This is a genomic window from Shewanella sp. (assembly GCF_047975355.1).
Taxonomy (GTDB): Bacteria; Pseudomonadota; Gammaproteobacteria; order Enterobacterales; family Shewanellaceae; genus Shewanella.
In genome coordinates this window covers 1-17,840 of the sequence record NZ_JBKEDJ010000102.1, presented here as the reverse complement: position 1 = coordinate 17,840, position 17,840 = coordinate 1, and the positions used below count along the sequence as shown (strand labels likewise).

The window sequence follows — 17,840 nt, the reverse complement described above, 5'->3', positions numbered from 1 at the left end:
GCCACCACTTTATTTTTATCGCCATAACCTTGCTCGGTTAAGGCGGTGGTGACATCGATAAAGTCATTAAAGGTATTGTTTTTATTCAGTAACTTGCCCGCATCGTACCAAGGGCGGCCTAACATTTCGCTGCCGCGCACATGGGCAATGGCATATACAAAGCCACGGTCGAGCAGACTGATAACCGACGACGAAAAGTCAGGCTCTACTGTGTAACCATATGAACCATAACCATATTGGTATAGAGGGTTAGTGCCATCTTTCTTGAACTTATCCTTACGATACACCAAGGACACTGGCACCTTAGCGCCATCGCGGGCGGTAACAAATAAACGTTCGGCGCGATATTGGCTGGCATCGAAGCCACCGAGCACTTGTTCCTGCTTGAGTAGATCGCGTCTATCGGGATTGCTTAAGTGGTACTCATAAATCGCCTCGGGCGTGGTCAGGCTCGAGTAGAAAATCCGTAACTTATCGCTATCTTGCTGGGCGTTAACATCTAAACCCAGCACATAGGCGGGTTCATCAAAACTCAGCTCAAAGGGCTTTTGACCATTGAATGGCATCACTTTAATGCGCGTCAGGCCATTCTCGCGGGTTTGAATCACCAAATAATCCTTCAGCACCAGCTCGTCTTCGATACGCGCATTGGGATTATGGGCAACCACTTCCTGCCATTTGGACTTATCGGCGGCATCCTTAATCGCCACTTTCATCAAACGGAAGTTGGTCGCCTGCCAGTTGGTCAGGATGTAATAGCTGTCGCCCAGTTTAGAAACGCTGTATTCATGGCCTTCTTCCCGCGCCAGCACAGGTTTGAACAGGCTTAGTGGATCGTTTGCATCCAGCACCGACACTTCGCTAGTGGTGGTGCTCTCATGGAACAGCACAATTTGCGACTCGTCTAAACTCTTGCCGAGGGAGATGTAGTAAGCATCATCTTGCTCCTCATACACCAACACATCGCTCGATTGTGGTGTACCGAGTTCGTGGCGATATACACGGTAACCCAGCAGGGTTTGCAGATCTTTGGCGATATAAAACACATGGCGATTATCATTGCCCCAAACGATGCGACCCTCTGTGTTTTCAAGCACATCGGTGATCATGGCGCCAGACTCAATATCTTTAAAGTAGATGTTATACACGCGACGGCTTAACACATCTTCACCAAAGGCCAGCATGGTTTCATCTGGGCTGACGCTAACACCGCCCAAACCATAAAACTCATGGCCCTTGGCGCGCTCATTTACGTCCAGCATCATTTGCTCAACTCCGTCACTGCCTTTGCGAGCGATCAGCGGATATTCGCCGCCCTCTTGGTAGCGGCGGTAATAGCTGTGCTGATGCCATTGGTAAGGCACGCTCGACTCATCAGCCACTAACCGCCCAGTCAACTCGTTAAACAGCCCATCCTGCAATGACTTAAGCGGCTTAAAGTAAGCTTGGGTGTAACGGTTTTCGGCATTCAGATGCGCCAATACCTTAGGATCTTGGCGTTTATCATCGCGCATCCAGTAGTAATCGTCGGTGCGCGTGACCCCGTGCAAGGTCATCACATGGGGGATTTTTTCCGCAACGGGCGCAGAGACTTGCCCTTTTGGAGTGGAGCAACCGGGTAATAGCATAGCAAGACCTAAAGTAAGCAGCAGAGTGCGCATTTATACGTCCTTGTGACGTTCAAACACCATCGTGGGGCACGACAGCAAGCCAATAAGTTGATGTGCCGGATATGATATACCCAAGCTAGCGCTTGTTGCGAGTTTCCTAAAGATTGCGCTTGCTTAAGGATCTCAAGGCATTGTGCGCTTGCGCAAACATTGCCCAATTGAAGGCGCGATTTTATTGCCATTCCAACTAAATAGGCGCAACATAACCGCGTTTTTAGGCCAAAGCCTAACAACAATTCTCAGGGCGGGGTGAAATTCCCCACCGGCGGTAAATAGTGCAGTGAGCTATTTTCACTCACACTAAAGCCCGCGAGCGCCCGAACGCAATTTCGGGGTCAGCAGATCTGGTGACTTAGCTTGTCTCGTTATGGTTAACGCCTATCGAGCGCTACTATTCCAGAGCCGACGGTAATGGACTGTTTGCAAACATTGCAACGGTACTGAGTCCGGATGGAAGAGAATGTAAGACAACATTAGGATGCAGGCGCTTCGTTTCAACCAATGAGCGAAAGCCGTCATCTGAATGTTAGCCTCATATTTTGCAATTACCGATGTAAGCCATTGAGCTTAAATGGGTCTATTGCTACAGCTCAATCCCTTTGAGGTAAAAGCTGTATTTCTGCACGCCCTGATTCTGGAAATTCCCATGTCGTATTTTTGAAGGATATTAACCATGAATCAGTCTTTACTTGCTCCTTTTGGTACTGCTATCGAACGCGTTGAAGCGGGTCTAAATGCCCTGCGCCAAGGCCAAGGTGTATTGGTCGTCGATGACGAAGATAGAGAAAACGAAGGCGACTTAATTTTTGCTGCCGAGTCACTGACCAATGCGCAAATGGCCATGTTGATTCGCGAATGCAGCGGTATCGTGTGTTTGTGTTTACCAGACGAAAAGGTCAAAGCCCTTGAGCTGCCACCTATGGTCGAAAACAACTCGAGCCAATATGGCACCGCCTTTACCGTGAGTATCGAAGCTAAAGTGGGTGTCACCACTGGCGTTTCGGCTGCTGACCGTGTCACTACCATTAAAACCGCTATCGCCGACAATGCTCAGCCGAGTGATTTAGCGCGCCCAGGCCATGTGTACCCACTGCGCGCCCAACCCGGCGGCGTATTAACTCGCCGTGGCCATACCGAAGGCACTATCGATTTAATGCAACTGGCCGGCCTCAAGCCTGCGGGCGTGTTATGTGAAGTCACCAATCCCGATGGCACTATGGCGCGCCTGCCCGAAATTATCGCCTTTGGTGCCGCGCACAATATGCCAGTGCTGACGATTGAAGATATCGTTGTTTACCGTAAGTCGTTATTAGCCAATGTCGGCTAAATTTGGCCCATAAACGGGATACGATTTAAGGGACGTCGGCTCTGCTCACGTCCTTTTTATTTTCCGGTCTTTCTTGATACATCATCTTAGGCTTTGTACCAAATCCGTGGAATATCACAGACAAACAAATTATTTGTTTGCTAGGCGAGCAAATACACTAATAAAAATAATATGTTAGTTATATATAATAAATAACTGAATTTCGTGAGCTAGATTAGAAATCCATAAACTAGTGGTCGCGACCCTCTTGCTTCTATGTTAAATATCCACACCCAGTGCCTGGTCTTTTTCACTTTCAACACATCAAGGTTATGCCTTGATTTTTTATGTCTCCAACCAGGCAAAAGTAGGAGTAAGTTTACATGCCATCCACGCTACAGCATCTCAGCCTGAAGCAGAAACTCATTCTGTTTTCACTGCTACCTTTGCTGATGATGAGTATTTTTGTGTTGTCGCGGATGTATGTGCTAGTGAAGGAATATCGCTCCGCCAATCAAAATCATTTGGCAATACAGGCAACAGCACAAACCACCGAATTACTCTACCAGCTGCATAATGAATATGGCCTTAGCGCCCAGCTCTCTGCTCCCGCGTCCCCCCAAGAAGAAACACGCCTGCTACAGCAACAACAGATTACTTCCGACGCCTTCGATGCCCTACTGAATGGCTCAGCCTTAAGCACATTGATGTCCACCATTGGCCGCAACCCGCTCGCCACAGTGCAATTGCAGGAACAGCTCAATACTCTAACGCTATTAAGTCACAAGCTGACATCCGGTCGTCAAGAAGCCTTAGATCAACATCCTAAGGCCTTTATCGATTTGTATAACCAGTTCAACACTGAACTGGTCAAGCTTATCCAGCAACTACAGTTACAAACTAACGATATCAGCCAGTCTAGGGCCTACACGGATTTGCTTAATTTACTCATGGTGCAACAACTTGCGGTAAAAGAGCGCAGTGCGATTAATCGTATGTTGCTGTCGCAGACGCTGAGCATTAATGACTACCGCGCGATCAGCACTATCATGTATGAATATGGCCAAGCGATTGAACATGCCAGCAATGCCTCGATTTCCGACCGCCAGTCCTTAATCCGCAAGGTGCAAACCTCCCCCGAAAACCTACGTATCCTCAAGATAAGCCAACAAATAGAACAACAAATCCGCGTCAGTACCTTAGTGCAAAATATCAATGCGCATTTAGGTTACGGCGGGTTAATTGACAGTTTTCAAGACTATTTGATTAAGGGAAACGGGGCTGCGCTGGAGAGATTTACTAAGGCGTTGTCGATTATTCAACTCAATCTCGACGAGCTAAATCATGAGATCCGCAATATTCCTGATCTTAAGCCCGCGGTTAAAACCATTGAAGACAGCATAGATCAATATCAATTCTGCATGACCCAGTTGCAGCAGTTGAAGCATCAGCAACTGTCGCTCGAAGAAATCAGCGCACTTATCCAAGTGGATGACCAGGACCTAAGCGCTGCAATCAATAAACTGCTAATGCCACCGCATCCGGTCAGCAGTAAGCACTGGTGGTCACTCACTAGCGATAGGATTAATAAGTTGCACGCCATCAGTGATGAAATCACCGAAAAAATGGCGCATCAGAGTGAGGTTGAACAGACTAAGTCGCTCAGTTTGCTCGGGTTATATCTATTCTCGGCGATTTTTACCGCGGCAATTACCCTTTGGCTCGGACGAAAAATCATTCGCAGCTTTATGGTAAAAATCACTAAGATTGCCAATGATATGCAGCAAATGGCCGCCGATCCGCAGCTCAATATCAATATCGATGCTTCCGGCTCCGATGAGCTGGCTCGCATGGCTGAGGCAATGAATCGGATGATCAGCGAGCGCCAAAAGGCCAACCACGCCTTAAGCCGTGCCGCCGCCGTATTTAACTATTCTGCAGAAGGCATTATGGTCACGGATGCCGATAACCATATCGAGCTGATTAACCCAGCCTTTAGTCAGATCACAGGTTATAGCCTCGAAGAGGTTAAGGGTCGCAGTCCATCGATTTTAAGTTCGAAACGTCACACCACCCACTACTACACCGCCATGTGGGAAGCACTGCATAAAGAAGGTAAATGGGAAGGCGAGATCTGGAATAAGCGCAAAGATGGCCAAGTGTATCCCGAGTACCTCGCCATTACTGTGGTGCGTAATGAACGGGGCGAAATAATCCAACATATTGGTTTATTTATGGATATCAGTAAGCGTAAACAATATGAACAGGATCTCTGGTATCAAGCCAACTTCGACACTCTCACAGGGCTACCCAACCGCAAGCTGTTTAACGAGCGCCTACAGCATGAAATCCAACTCGCCCAACATGACTCCCGCAAGCTGGCGATTCTGCTGATCGACTTAGACCAATTCAAATATATCAATGACGTGCAAGGCCATGCGACTGGCGACCTCTTGCTACAGGATGTCGCCAAACGGCTAGAAAATATTGCCGGTAAGAACGACTTTATCGCCCGCATCGGCGGTGACGAATTTGTGCTTATTCTCCCCCGTGTCACCAATGAGTTTGCCATTGAGCATATGGCGAGCCGTATCATTGAAACACTAGCGACTCCCTTTAATTTAAATGAACGGGAAATCCAAATTTCCGCCAGTTTCGGAATTGGTGTCTATCCAGAAGACGGGCTCGATGTGAGTTCACTGACCCGCAATACCGAAATGGCCATGTATCAAGCCAAAGACGCCGGACGAAATAACTTCAAGTACTTCACCTCGGGAATGAACCAAGCCATGTTTGCCCGCATGGAGCTGGAACAACGGCTACGCCGCGCCGTGGCGCAAGATGAATTTACCCTACATTATCAACCGATTGTGGATATGAAAACGGGTAAAGTGTGTAGCCTCGAGGCACTGATCCGCTGGCAAGATCCCGACTTAGGCCTGATCCCACCCGACCAGTTTATTGGTATCGCCGAAGAAACCGGACTCATCGAGCCTATGGGTGAATGGGTACTCAACCAAGCCATGCACGACCTGAGACAATGGCAACTTATGGGGTTCCACCTGAATGTCGCCATTAATGTCTCCAGCCGCCAATGCATTAACACCCGCGGTATCGGTTTCGACCAAGTACTTCAGGAATGCTTCAACCGTCACCATATCAACCCAAGAAACGTGCATATTGAGATTACCGAGAGCATGCTGATGGGCGATGCAAGCCACTGCCTAAACACCTTAGAATCCATTCGCCACTTAGGCTCGCAGATTTATATTGATGACTTTGGCACTGGCTACTCTTCCTTGAGTTATTTGAAGAAATTCCCTATTTCCGTTATCAAGATAGACCGAAGCTTTGTGGAAAACGCCCTCGATAACAGCTCGAATGCTAATCTAGTCAAAGCCATCGTGATGATGGGACAGAGCCTTGAAATGGAACTGGTGGCCGAGGGGATAGAAACCGAAGCCCAATGGAAATTCCTCCGCGACTTAGGCTGCCACTACGCCCAAGGCTATTTGCTCTCTAAACCCTTGCCGTTTAATGATATTACGCCGCTACTAAGTCAGACTCTGCCGAAAATGTTACGCTTAGGGCAGCACGAAAAGTGCGTAAACTCTTGATGGATTGGCCCTGTTAGCCCGAATTATTGCCAATAAAAAAGCAGCCTAGGCTGCTTTTTATCATCGCAATTGCGCTTAAGCCTGTGGTTGGCTCTGGGGGTTCATAATGCTCTCCCCGCCCTTTGATGCCAACTTAGCTAAATCTTTATCGATAAAGAACAGAGCTTTACCATCTTCGCCCACTAAACGGATCTTATCAACAATTGACTTAAACAGCTTTTCTTCTTCGTGCTGCTCAGCCACATACCATTGCAGGAAGTTGAAGGTGGAATAATCTTGGTTTGAAAATGCAGCATGGGCCAAAGCGTTGATCTTACTAGTGATCAATTGCTCGTGCTCATAGGTCAGCTCGAATAAAGCCAGCAGAGAATCAAACTGTGACTGTGGCGCTTCAATCGCGCCGAGCAGAGGTAAGCCGCCCGTTTCGCTTACATAGGTGAACAAACGACGCATATGCCCCATCTCTTCATCCGCATGTTCGCGCATAAATTTTGCTGCGCCTTCAAAGCCTTGATCTTCACACCATGCGCTCATTTGCAGGTATAAATTAGAGGAGAAGAACTCCATATTAATTTGTTCATTCAACTTTTCGATCATGGTTGCAGACAGCATAGTTAATCCTCTTGGGCATTCGAACTGAAATCTTGGCACACATTGTCATGAAGGGCGTCACCAAAAGCAACAAAATTTACCTTTGTTTATAGAGCTAAGTTAATGATTCATTGATAAAAATGATTTGCATTTGTTCATAGACTCGCGTTTAGCGCCGCCTGATCTGTAGTGCAAAATCACAAAGTAGAAGGATTCACCTTAGGCAACACTTAAGGGGGAAACTGTCTGACAAATCACATAAACTCCTATGCAGATCATAGCCAAGCAAGCACAGCGTGGCATAATAGCCCCCATATTTGCCCAATCTTTTGCCCATAAGGAAGACCCGATGTCCGTGAAAGCCGATCCTTGTTCGCAACCTAGCTTAATGCATCCAGATCAAGCCATTCCCCTTCTGCTTGAACAAGTTAGCCCAGTGTCTGACACCGAAGTCGTTACCCTTCCCCATGCGCTTGGCCGTGTATTGGCCGAGGATTTGGCCTCTTGTATCGATTTGCCGCCCTTCGATAACTCCTCAATGGATGGCTACGCCTTTCGCTTTGCCGATTTAAATAGCCAAACCAATCAAACCACGTTAACCCTGATTGGTAGCTCCTTCGCGGGACATGGCTTTGAGGGTGAAGTGACCCCAAACTCCTGCATCCGCATTATGACGGGCGCGCCAATTCCCGCAGGTTATGACACAGTGCAAATGCAGGAAGAGACCCAAGCGCAGGGCAATCGAATCCAAATCAATCACCCTAAGGCTAAGGCCGCCAATGTGCGCTGTCGTGGTGAAGAATTGCTACAAGGCACTAAAGTGCTGAAAGCGGGCATCGAAATTAAAGCCGCCGAACTTGGGGTATTAGCCACTATTGGTGTGAGTCAGGTGCGGGTTTATCGCCAACTCAAAGTCGCGTTTTTCTCCACAGGTGATGAGCTACGCCCCGTAGGAAGTGACTTAGCGCCGGGACAAATTTACGATTCAAACCGTTATTCCATCCAAGGTTTACTCAGCCGAGCCAATGTGGAATGGCTGGATTTAGGCGTGATAGCCGATGACCCAGAGGCGATCCGCCAAGCATTTCGTCATGCTGCGAGTCAAGCCGATATGGTACTAACCTCGGGCGGCGTCTCGGTCGGTGAAGCGGACTTTACTAAGCAAATTCTTGATGAAGAAGGCCAAATTACCTTCTGGAAACTCGCGATTAAACCAGGCAAGCCCTTCGCCATGGGACGCATAGGCAAAGCGGTATTCTGCGGCTTACCGGGCAATCCCGTCTCTTCCATGGTGACCTTCTACAAGCTGGTGTGGCCGATACTAAACAAGATGCAGGGCTTAACCCCTAAAGCACCACTGATGCTGCCTGCCACCCTGACAACGCCCGTGCGTAAACAACCCGGCCGGGTAGAGTATCAACGCGGTATTCTATCGCGCAATGCACAGGGCGAGTTAGAAGTGGCGATCACGGGCAGCCAAGGCTCGGGCATGTTGACCTCTATGAGTCTGGCGAATTGCTTCGTGCTGCTGGAGCAGTTCCAGGGGGATACACCTGCGGGCACGCAAGTGACGGTTGAACCTTTTAACTCAGTGCTCTGCTAAGGTACGCCTCGATGAACGAACAACTAGAGATCCTCTGCGACAGCGAGCTCACCCGCTACAGCCGCCAAATCTCAATCAAGGCGATGGATATCGACGGCCAAGAGCACTTAAAACTCGCCAAAGTATTGATGATTGGTGCAGGCGGTTTAGGCTGCGCGGCAGGACAATATCTGACGGTAGCAGGCATTGGCGAGCTCACCCTAGTGGATTTCGATACGGTTGAACTCTCTAATTTGCAGCGCCAAGTTCTGCATCATGATGCCACTATCGGCCAACCTAAGGTCGAGTCAGCCAAACTGAGTCTTAATCGGCTCAACCCCCACGTAAAAATCAATACGATCAATGCGGTATTGGATGACCATGAGATCGATGCCTTAGTCGCCAGCCACAGTATTGTGGTCGATTGCACCGATAATGTGAGTGTGCGTGAGCAATTAAACCAGAGCTGTTTTAAGCATAAGATCCCGCTAGTCTCGGCCGCTGCGATTCGCATGGAAGGTGTGGTCACTGTATTCGACTATCAACAACAAACACCTTGTTATCATTGCTTTAGTTCACTCTTTGGCGAGCAGCAACTCAGCTGCGTCGAGTCAGGCATCCTCGCCCCAGTGGTCGGCATGGTCGGCTGCTTACAGGCGGTTGAAGCCATAAAAGTCATCACAGGAATGGGAAAAACACTCGCCGGCCGGATTTTGATGATCGATGCCATGACCATGGAGTTTCGCGAAATGAAACTCCCCAAACAACCCCACTGCAAGATCTGTAGTCAGTAACAGGGTATACTTGGCACGCTTTCAACAATTAAGGATATAAAAATCAAATGGATTCTGAAAACAGCGTATTCGACCGCCGCACTACCGATGACACTATTATAGGGGCGGGACTTTATAACTTAGTGATCGGCTTAACCCTTGTTTGGGGTTTTGCCGTCAACTATATAATGGTCACCCATATCGACCCAGAAGCGATTGCCAGCGTTAACCCGTGGATTTTCTTTATCGGTTACTTCGCCTCCTGTTTCTTTGGGATTTACCTATTTCAACGCTCCAACAATCCCGTAATCAGCTTCATTGGCTACAACTTTGTGGTGGTGCCCTTCGGCTTAATCATCAACATGGTCGTCAGCCAGTACGATCCAGAGCTGGTCACCGAGGCAATTAGGATAACCGGCCTAGTCACTATCGCCATGATGTGCTTGGGGACGCTGTTTCCGGCTTTCTTCCAGAAAATCGCTGGGGTGCTGACTATCGCATTGTTACTAGTGATAGTCGTAGAACTGATTGAAATATTTATCTTTAATACCCACCACGGCATTTTGGATTGGATAGTCGTGCTCATTTTCTGCGGTTATATTGGCTACGATTGGGGCCGCGCGAATCAAATCCCTAAGACGGTCGATAATGCCGTCGACAGCGCCGCCGCTTTGTATATGGATATCATCAACCTATTTCTGCGTATCTTGCGGATTTTAGGACGCAAATAAGTCACTCAACGACAAGGAAAACTGCATGAAATTTACATCACCATTGTTAATTGGCCTGGTCATTTGCGGCAGCTTAGTCGGCTGCGGCGAAAAAACCGAGCCAGTAACGCAGGCTCCCGCCGAAGTAAAAACAGAAACCAAAGCAGGTACTAAAGTTCAAATCGCCAACCCTGCCGCCGAATACTGCGTCTCACTGGGCGGCACCTCGGAAATCCAAAAGACAGCTGAAGGTGAGCTTGGCATTTGTACTTTGCCAAGCGGTGAAAAAATTGATGAGTGGGCGCTGTTTCGCCGCGACCATCCGCAGGAAAAAGCGCAGTAATGGGGTATTGCTTCAAACCCACAGGCGCGTTAAGCGCCTTTTTATTTTGTCGCGCTTAGGATCTCATCGCGCCACTGCTGACGTTTCGCCTGTGAATGGAAACTCCACGCGAGCACTCGAGTGATTTTATTGCCCTGCTGCATCTCGATGGTTTTAACGGTATCGACACCCAATTTTGCCAAAGCCTGATAACAGGGCTTAAGGTTCTCCTGCTTCGACACTAAGCTGGTAAACCACAAACATTGCTCGGCAAACGCTTGGCTCTCGCGGGTCATAGTGGCTAAAAATTGCTTTTCTCCCCCTTGGCACCATAACTCCGCCGCCTGACCACCAAAGTTTAAGGTCGCGCTGGTCGCTTTAGGCTGCTCACCACGATTGAGTTGCAGATTACGCACCTTGCGCAGCGAGCCTTCACTCGCTTCTTTTAACGAGCCATGAAAGGGAGGATTGCACAGGGTTAACTCGAAGCGGTCAGTAGCCTGAATCATCCCCTTAAAGACCGCCTTTTCATCCTGTTGCCGCCTTAAGGATAGGTGCCCCTGCAAACTCGGGTTATTGTCGATAATCCGCTGCACATTGGTGAGCGACTGAGGATTGATATCCGAGGCGACAAACTGCCAGTCATAAACTTGATGCCCTAAGATGGCATAAACCCCATTCGCCCCTGTGCCTATATCTAAGGCGCGTATCCCCGCAGCGCGCTTAATTTTAGCGCCCTCAAATAAGAGATCGGCCAAGTAGTGCAGATAGTCGACCCGCCCAGGAATTGGCGGGCACAGCGCGCCCTTGGGAATATCCCAAAACGCCAGCCCATAATGATGTTTCAAGAGAGCCGCATTCAGGGTTTTCACCGCCAAGGGATCGGCAAAATCAATAGATAGCGCGCCGTAGGGCGTTGGCCGGACAAAGGCTTTCAGCTTAGGGTAACTTGCCATCAAGGCCGGAAAGTCATAGCCATTAATATGCAAATTACGTGGATGTAAGTCCTTCTTCTCCCCGTGTTTTACTTTTGGCTTGCTTGCCGTTTTGGCCCTGGCGGCTTGGGGGTTAGCTACCGACTTTGGCCTGCTTGGCTTTTCAGGCGTGCTTGACTTACTGCGTTTGCCTGCGGCTGAAGTCGCAGGTTTAGCGGTAGTTTTAACTGTGGGCTTAGGCATAATGACTTATCAACAAGGGCGGGCTAATCCAAGGATCTGCCCTTAGCATATTGGCGAGATTAATCATAAAGATAGGAGGTAAACAGTAGGTTGACCACTAGAGGTTTACCCGCTTCTTTGGTCAGCAGATTATTCACAGTATCGAAGCACTCACGGCGAATTTCTTCACGCCCAGTGAGAGACTTAATCTTTTCTTCAGCCTGATTACCCAGCACTTCGATAATCGCGGCGCGCAGCAGCGGATCATGGCGCTCGACGATGACGAGATCATCGGGATTTTTGACCATCAGCTCGACACTGATCTTCACAAACCCCAGTTTCTTGCGGTTTGAAATATAGTTAGTCACGATTTCAGGTTCAAAACCGTAGTAAGCGTAATCCCCAGCGGGAGCCGCTTCTTTTTCGTCGGCCGCATATGCACTCAATACAACACTGAATAAGATCAGGCAGGCTGATAATAATTTTTTCATCGCGGTTTACAGCTCCCTAAAAACAATAATGGTCAATGGAAGAAACTTCCCAATCTATCTGGTAGACTGCCGACGTTTGCTTATATTGTAACGAGTATTTAATGAATGTGACCAGCTTAAGCTTTCCCTATGGCGAATCTATTCAATGGTTTTGTGCCGATAACGCCAAAAATCTTCCCTCTTCTCCCCTTAAAGAATGGTTACTGGCTCCGGGAAGCCTGACACAAAAGCTCAAGGGCTGTTGCGATAAGTTCGAAGTCAAAATCCTCGGTGAAGGCCAATGTGCCCCGCTCGAAGGGGAGTATCCCAAGCAAAACGCCGTTTGGGTACGCGAAGTCTTACTCTGCCTCGATTCTGTGCCTTGGGTATTTGCTAGAACCTTGATCCCTCAGTCTTTATTATCGACCCGCCAAGCCGATTTTTTAGGCCTAGGTACGCGTCCACTCGGCGAATTATTATTTAGCCAAGACAGTTTTGTGCCAGGTCGCATCGAAATCGCCCGCTTTGCCGCCGATAGCCGCCTCGCCCAGCTCGCCGAAAGCTTAGCGCAAAATGTCGAACACGAACTCTGGGGCCGACGCCGATATTTTCACCATAATGAAGAGGAAATGTTTGTCAGCGAAATGTTCCTCCCCGCTGCGGTACAAGCAATGACTAGGCTACAACCCTAATCCTTAAGTGAAAACAAAAATGCCTCTATATCAGAGGCATTTTTCGTTAGCGTATCCGCTTATTTGTGCTGACGACGCCACGCAAAGCCACCGAGCAGCATCAGACTCAGCCAGCCTAGACTGCCACCACCGCCGCCACTCGATGTTTCAGCAGGCGTCGTTGGTGCTGTCACGGTAACGCTTGAACTGCTGCTCGCGGTAGCGTTTTGAGTATCTTTCACCGTCAGCGTGACAGTGTAAGTGCCCGCGCGAGTGTAAGTGTGGGTTGGCGATGCCGAAGTGCTTGAGGTGCCATCGCCAAAGTTCCATGTATAACTTAGGCTACCAACGCCACCTGCCGAGGTGTTGCTAAAGTTCACAGTCAGCTGGTTGGCACTGGCACTAAAACCAGCGGTTAAGGGCAAGCTCACCACAAGCGTTTTAGTGGCAGTGGCGATTGTGCCTTCGGCATCGGTTACCGTTAAGGTCAGTGTATAGGTTCCTGCATTTGCGTAGGTATAAGTCGCCGACGCTGAAGTGCTGGTCGCTCCCGCAACACCAAAATCCCAAGCATAAGTGTATGCGCCTTCGCCACCATCAACCACAGCAGCTACAGTAGCAGTTAAGCCACTCTGGTTCAGATTGATTGCCGCCGTTAAGGGAGTTAATGCTGGATCGGCATTCGCATTGGCTAAACGGATCACCGCAGTGCTGTTATCACTGGCTTGGAAGACCACTTGCATAGTCAAACCGAGTTTTTGCAGCAACATGCCAGACTGAGGTTTTAGCGGCGCACTGTAATCGAAACTATCGTCAAACAGGCTCACTGGCTCGAGGCTAGTGTCACCGGTATAAGCCGTTTGTCTGACAAGGCTAAAGGCTGCATCGCGGATTTGTATATCGGTCGAGTTGTTACCAATCATGTTTTGATCCGCATCGATCACCCCGATCAAGCTGCGTCCAGGATGATCTGAGACATTGTTATCGTAATAACTAAAATCCTCTAACCACAGGAGCACACCAGGGTCAAAACCTTCGTTCTTTAAGCCCGCATCGACGCCATTGTGGCTGCGTAATTGGATTAAGTAGCGGGATGCTGCACCAGGACGCGTATTGGTGATCAGGCTGTAACCTGCCAGAGTGGCTTTACCCGCAACCTCGGCATTATCGGCATACAGCTCAGTTGCACCTTGCTTGATACTGATATTGTCGATAGTGATACCCGACTCGATTGCCGCTTCATCGGTCACATAGGTAAATTCAATCGTCAAGTTTTTGCCTGCATAGGCTGACAAATCATATTCCAACCCCACCCAAGCATCACTGCCTATTGCTGTCGAAATACTCGATGAGTTACCGGTAATAATATGTCGAGCGCTGTTAATCGCGTTGACGGACTTAGTGTAATTGCCCGCAATCGCCACACCGTTGACTTTGACCTGCATATAGTCGTAGTCGGCTTCTATCTCCCAACTCGCCTGCATCGCAAGCGTGAGTTTGTCACTCGTCGCAGGTAAGTTTGCCGTAAAACTCATGCTGTTTGTCAGCATATCTCCTTGGCCAGAGTAATACTGGTAACTCCCTTGATAAGGCGCTTTAAAAGCAATCGGTGCTGCGGGGAGTGGAATCGAAATCTGGTTCACTACATCTTGATTTGACGCCTGATTCAGTGTCACTTCCATGCCAGATTTTGGAATACTATCTAAGTTGATTTCACGCTCATTCAACCATTTACCTTTATATTTTTCCTGTAAATACGAGCGTGCATAGGGGCTAAAACCGCTAGGCTTAGACCCTGGAATCGCACCCGCCCAGCTACCACCCGACATCAAAGACCAAAAACCTACGGGAGAACCATCTTTGTTGCTGTTATCCGTGGTGTCATATTCATCGGGCAAGCCAAGATCATGACCAAACTCATGGGTACACACCCCAGTCGCGGCATCGATAGGTTGAATGGTATAACCGAAAAGTTTTTTGCTCGCCCCAGGCAAGGCGTAACCTTGCGTGCTCTGGTCAACATAATAACGGTGCGACCAAATCGCGTTGTCCCCTAATTTGCCTCCCCCAGTTTCTTCCCCAATACTGGAGTGGAAAATCATCACATGGTCAATAATGCCATCGGGCTCGTTTAAATTGCCGTTATCATTTAAATCATATGGGTCTTCAATATCATAGGTTGCAAGTTCAGCGGCCGACATATTGGCAACTGCTTGGGTTACCGCCTCTTTAACGAGCTCAGTAACATGGGCATCGCTACCCGTTTCGGCATCATTCACACCATAGTAATCGGCATTTTGGCTCGCGGTGTACCAGCCTTTCACGTCGCCAGTAAAGAAGAAGGTCTTGCCTGAAACGGCTTGGTAATATTGATAGGCCGAGTCTAAGATCTGGCCCTGCGGACCAGTAAAGCCAGTGGTGGAGAAAAGTAAATTCTTGTAGTGGGAAGCAGGATAGCTTGAGTAATACATGTCGGTATCACTCGCCGTTAAACCATTGTTGTTATACTTTAAATCTGGAAAATCAATCAGTACGGTTAGCACCTTCACCGTTTTGGTCACGTCAGCATCCGCTAAAACTCGCTGTGCGGGTGCGCGCATCATCGCCGTCGATTTAACTTTCTGCAGTCTGTCATGCTCGGCCTCAATCACCATTCTCGGCTCTTTGGGTTGAGCTAAGCTGGCGCGGGCAATATAGGCTTCAACGGCCGCTTGCTTAACGCTGTCGCTGGCATCTGCGGAGACTTCGCCCCGCTTGATCAGCCAATAGAGGATCCTTTCTTTATTAATGACCCCTGCATCCGCTGGCGTATGATTGGGCGCCGCAATACTTGCGCTACTCAGCAAGGCCAATATCAATCCAAACGCTGTGATACTTCTCGAACTTCGCATTACTCTTCCTTCCGTCACAATGTGCGCTGTAGCCAAGCTATTTTCTAAGGCTAGTGCCTATTTGCTCTATGGCAAGTTTGTTCTTAGCGGCTCGCTGTCTTGAATACATTCCCCGATTTAGCGGGATGCAAAAACATATCAAGACCACTTCAACGTAACAACTTGATACATTCGGAAAGGAGGCTCTTTTTACCTTTTGTCAGCTGTTATTCAGCAAACCAGCTTCATCGCCATTTAGGCATAAAAAAACCGCATAACGGCGTCAATGCGGTTCTTATTCAACATCACGGGGTTTAGCTGGCGGTTTTCATATAGTTTGATACCCCATCGAGGAACATTTGCACCGATATCATTACCAGTACCATCCCCATCAAGCGCTCTACGGCCGTTAGCCCTTTTTCACCCAACATACGGGTAAAGAGTTTATAGAACATTAAGATAATCGCACTCGCTCCCCAAGCTGACACTAGTGCTATCGTCCAGTCGCCCATGCGGGAGCTGTCGGTGTGCGCCAGTAAAATCAGCGCCGCAAGAATCGATGGTCCCGCCATTAAGGGAATCGCCATAGGCACGATAAAAGGCTCTTCTCCCGCCGCGAGACCAACCACGCCGCCCGGCTGAGGGAAAATCATTCGAATGGCTATCAGAAACAGAATAATCCCGCCGGCAATACTGACTGACTCAGAGCGCAGATTTAAGAAACTTAAGATGGCTTCGCCGGCATACAGGAAGGCCAACATGATCACTAATGCAAAAATCAGTTCGCGGATCAAAACCCTACGACGTTTTTTCGGATCGATATGCCTTAAAATCGACGCGAAAATCGGTAAATTACCGAGGGGATCCATGATCAAAAACAACATTACCGCAGCAGAAAATATATCCATTTAACTTTATCAACACCCAAGCCAACATGAGCCGATATTGTATAACTTTTTCGCGGTACAGATGTGAAAAATTATCTATAAAATTCCTAATGATGGCCTCAAGCAGCTAGGCTATTGTCAATTTCATCCCGCTGAATGCTTAGGGCGCAGCTAGATTAAACCTTTGACCGCAAGATTCATTTCCTCGAGCGAAATAACCCTGAAACATCAACACGCCCTAGGTAAATTCCCAGTAAGTCGCTGCTCATTTTAATTTCAACTGGTATACTATGGCGTTTTTTCAGCAAAATTCGTGGAATCCATGCTCTATCTTCTCGCTAGCTGTATCGCACTGTTAATCGGGCCTCTGTTTTATCGCTACTTTTCATCGGGCAGCGGCTTACAGAAGGGACTCGATGGCTTTATCTTCGTCTCTTTAGGCGGGCTAGTGCTGATCCATATTTTGCCTGAATTGCTCGAGCATGGCGGCCTATTGGCCATCGTCTTTGTCGTCCTCGGCCTCTGGGGACCGACAGCCAGCGAACGCTTATTCCATCGCTACTCAGAGATCACCCATAATCTCACCCTATCTCTCGGGATTGGCGGTCTTTTACTGCATACCATCACAGATGGCGGCGCTATGGTGCTGGCGCAGCACGATGGCAATTCCAGCCTATTGGCGCTTGGGGTGATAGTGCACCGACTACCTGTGGGTCTTGCTATTTGGTGGTTACTCAAACCTCAAGTCGGCACCCGTTGGGCGAGTTTAGTATTAGTCGCCATGATGCTGCTCACAGGCGTGGGTTATTTCGCGGGCGAGCAATTATTATCCCAGCTCAGTTTAGATAATACCGTTTATTTACAAGCCTTTGTAACAGGTTCAATCCTGCACGTCGTGCTGCATCAACCCCATGGTCAACACGATACCGATAAGCAAGGCCAGTATGAATATCAGGCCGGTATCGGCAGTTTACTGGGGATTGGATTGTTGATGGTGCTGTTACTGATGGATTCTGGCGGCCATGAACATGCCCACCACGATCACAGCACCGAACAGCTCACCACTTGGTTAATGACCATAACGCCGGTACTTTTACTCAGCTATGCCGCGGCCGCGCTGCGATTCCAGTTTGGTTTAACTCCGCAGGATAACAGCCTCGCTCGCCGTTGGTTCCAACGCTTGGCGGGTCCTGAGGCGCTTGTGCTCACCGCGT

General features: G+C 48.7%; 13 protein-coding genes, 1 pseudogene and 1 riboswitch. Of the genes and pseudogenes, 8 read left to right on the top strand and 6 right to left on the bottom strand.

The features are described from left to right. A partial coding sequence (locus ACK5NH_RS20560; protein WP_416923083.1) for a S9 family peptidase occupies positions 1 to 1,661 on the bottom strand: 1,661 nt, incomplete at its 3' end. A 240-nt stretch (positions 1,662 to 1,901) separates the two neighbouring features. After that, a riboswitch (FMN riboswitch) is annotated at positions 1,902 to 2,136 on the top strand. A 207-nt stretch (positions 2,137 to 2,343) separates the two neighbouring features. Here ACK5NH_RS20560 and ribB point away from each other — a divergent pair. Beyond that, complete coding sequence (ribB, locus tag ACK5NH_RS20555) at positions 2,344 to 2,997, top strand: 3,4-dihydroxy-2-butanone-4-phosphate synthase (RefSeq protein WP_416923081.1); 654 nt, start codon at positions 2,344 to 2,346, stop codon at positions 2,995 to 2,997. A 362-nt stretch (positions 2,998 to 3,359) separates the two neighbouring features. After that, positions 3,360 to 6,593, top strand: coding sequence for an EAL domain-containing protein (locus ACK5NH_RS20550; RefSeq protein ID WP_416923079.1), 3,234 nt, complete (start codon positions 3,360 to 3,362; stop codon positions 6,591 to 6,593). A gap of 75 nt (positions 6,594 to 6,668) precedes the next feature. On the opposite strand, the gene ftnA is transcribed toward ACK5NH_RS20550, so the two are convergent. After that, positions 6,669 to 7,205, bottom strand: coding sequence for a non-heme ferritin (ftnA, locus tag ACK5NH_RS20545; protein ID WP_011620966.1), 537 nt, complete (start codon positions 7,203 to 7,205; stop codon positions 6,669 to 6,671). Positions 7,206 to 7,533: 328 nt separating this feature from the next. Between ftnA and moeA the strand changes: the two genes are divergently transcribed. From moeA to ACK5NH_RS20525, 4 genes are read left to right on the top strand one after another with little or no spacing between them, the layout of a single operon-like run. After that, entirely contained in the window at positions 7,534 to 8,787 is a 1,254-nt protein-coding gene (gene moeA, locus ACK5NH_RS20540) for a molybdopterin molybdotransferase MoeA (protein ID WP_416923077.1), read from the top strand. A gap of 11 nt (positions 8,788 to 8,798) precedes the next feature. Then, a complete protein-coding gene (gene moeB, locus ACK5NH_RS20535; protein ID WP_416923075.1) occupies positions 8,799 to 9,560 on the top strand; it encodes a molybdopterin-synthase adenylyltransferase MoeB in 762 nt (253 codons plus the stop codon). A 47-nt stretch (positions 9,561 to 9,607) separates the two neighbouring features. Continuing rightward, positions 9,608 to 10,270 carry a Bax inhibitor-1 family protein gene (locus tag ACK5NH_RS20530; protein WP_416923073.1) on the top strand — a complete coding sequence of 221 codons (663 nt, stop codon included), beginning with the start codon at positions 9,608 to 9,610 and terminating at the stop codon, positions 10,268 to 10,270. 25 nt (positions 10,271 to 10,295) lie between these two features. Beyond that, positions 10,296 to 10,592, top strand: a complete 297-nt coding sequence (locus ACK5NH_RS20525; RefSeq protein ID WP_416923072.1) for a DUF333 domain-containing protein — start codon at positions 10,296 to 10,298, stop codon at positions 10,590 to 10,592. A gap of 41 nt (positions 10,593 to 10,633) precedes the next feature. Here ACK5NH_RS20525 and rlmF read toward each other — a convergent pair whose 3' ends face one another. Together rlmF and ACK5NH_RS20515 are read right to left on the bottom strand one after the other, a co-directional pair. Then, positions 10,634 to 11,749 carry a 23S rRNA (adenine(1618)-N(6))-methyltransferase RlmF gene (gene rlmF, locus ACK5NH_RS20520; protein ID WP_416923070.1) on the bottom strand — a complete coding sequence of 372 codons (1,116 nt, stop codon included), beginning with the start codon at positions 11,747 to 11,749 and terminating at the stop codon, positions 10,634 to 10,636. A gap of 59 nt (positions 11,750 to 11,808) precedes the next feature. Then, entirely contained in the window at positions 11,809 to 12,219 is a 411-nt protein-coding gene (locus ACK5NH_RS20515; protein WP_416923068.1) for a flagellar basal body-associated protein FliL, read from the bottom strand. 101 nt (positions 12,220 to 12,320) lie between these two features. Between ACK5NH_RS20515 and ACK5NH_RS20510 the strand changes: the two genes are divergently transcribed. Beyond that, on the top strand, positions 12,321 to 12,890 hold the full coding sequence (locus ACK5NH_RS20510) for a chorismate--pyruvate lyase family protein (protein ID WP_416923066.1): 570 nt from the start codon (positions 12,321 to 12,323) through the stop codon (positions 12,888 to 12,890). Positions 12,891 to 12,949: 59 nt separating this feature from the next. Here ACK5NH_RS20510 and ACK5NH_RS20505 read toward each other — a convergent pair whose 3' ends face one another. Together ACK5NH_RS20505 and ACK5NH_RS20500 are read right to left on the bottom strand one after the other, a co-directional pair. Continuing rightward, positions 12,950 to 15,760 (bottom strand): immune inhibitor A domain-containing protein, encoded by a 2,811-nt coding sequence (locus ACK5NH_RS20505; protein WP_416923064.1) that lies wholly within the window; start codon positions 15,758 to 15,760, stop codon positions 12,950 to 12,952. A gap of 293 nt (positions 15,761 to 16,053) precedes the next feature. Beyond that, positions 16,054 to 16,647 (bottom strand): YhgN family NAAT transporter, encoded by a 594-nt coding sequence (locus ACK5NH_RS20500; protein WP_416923062.1) that lies wholly within the window; start codon positions 16,645 to 16,647, stop codon positions 16,054 to 16,056. A 301-nt stretch (positions 16,648 to 16,948) separates the two neighbouring features. Between ACK5NH_RS20500 and ACK5NH_RS20495 the strand changes: the two are divergent. Beyond that, a pseudogene (locus ACK5NH_RS20495) lies at positions 16,949 to 17,840 on the top strand (metal transporter); the annotation flags it as partial.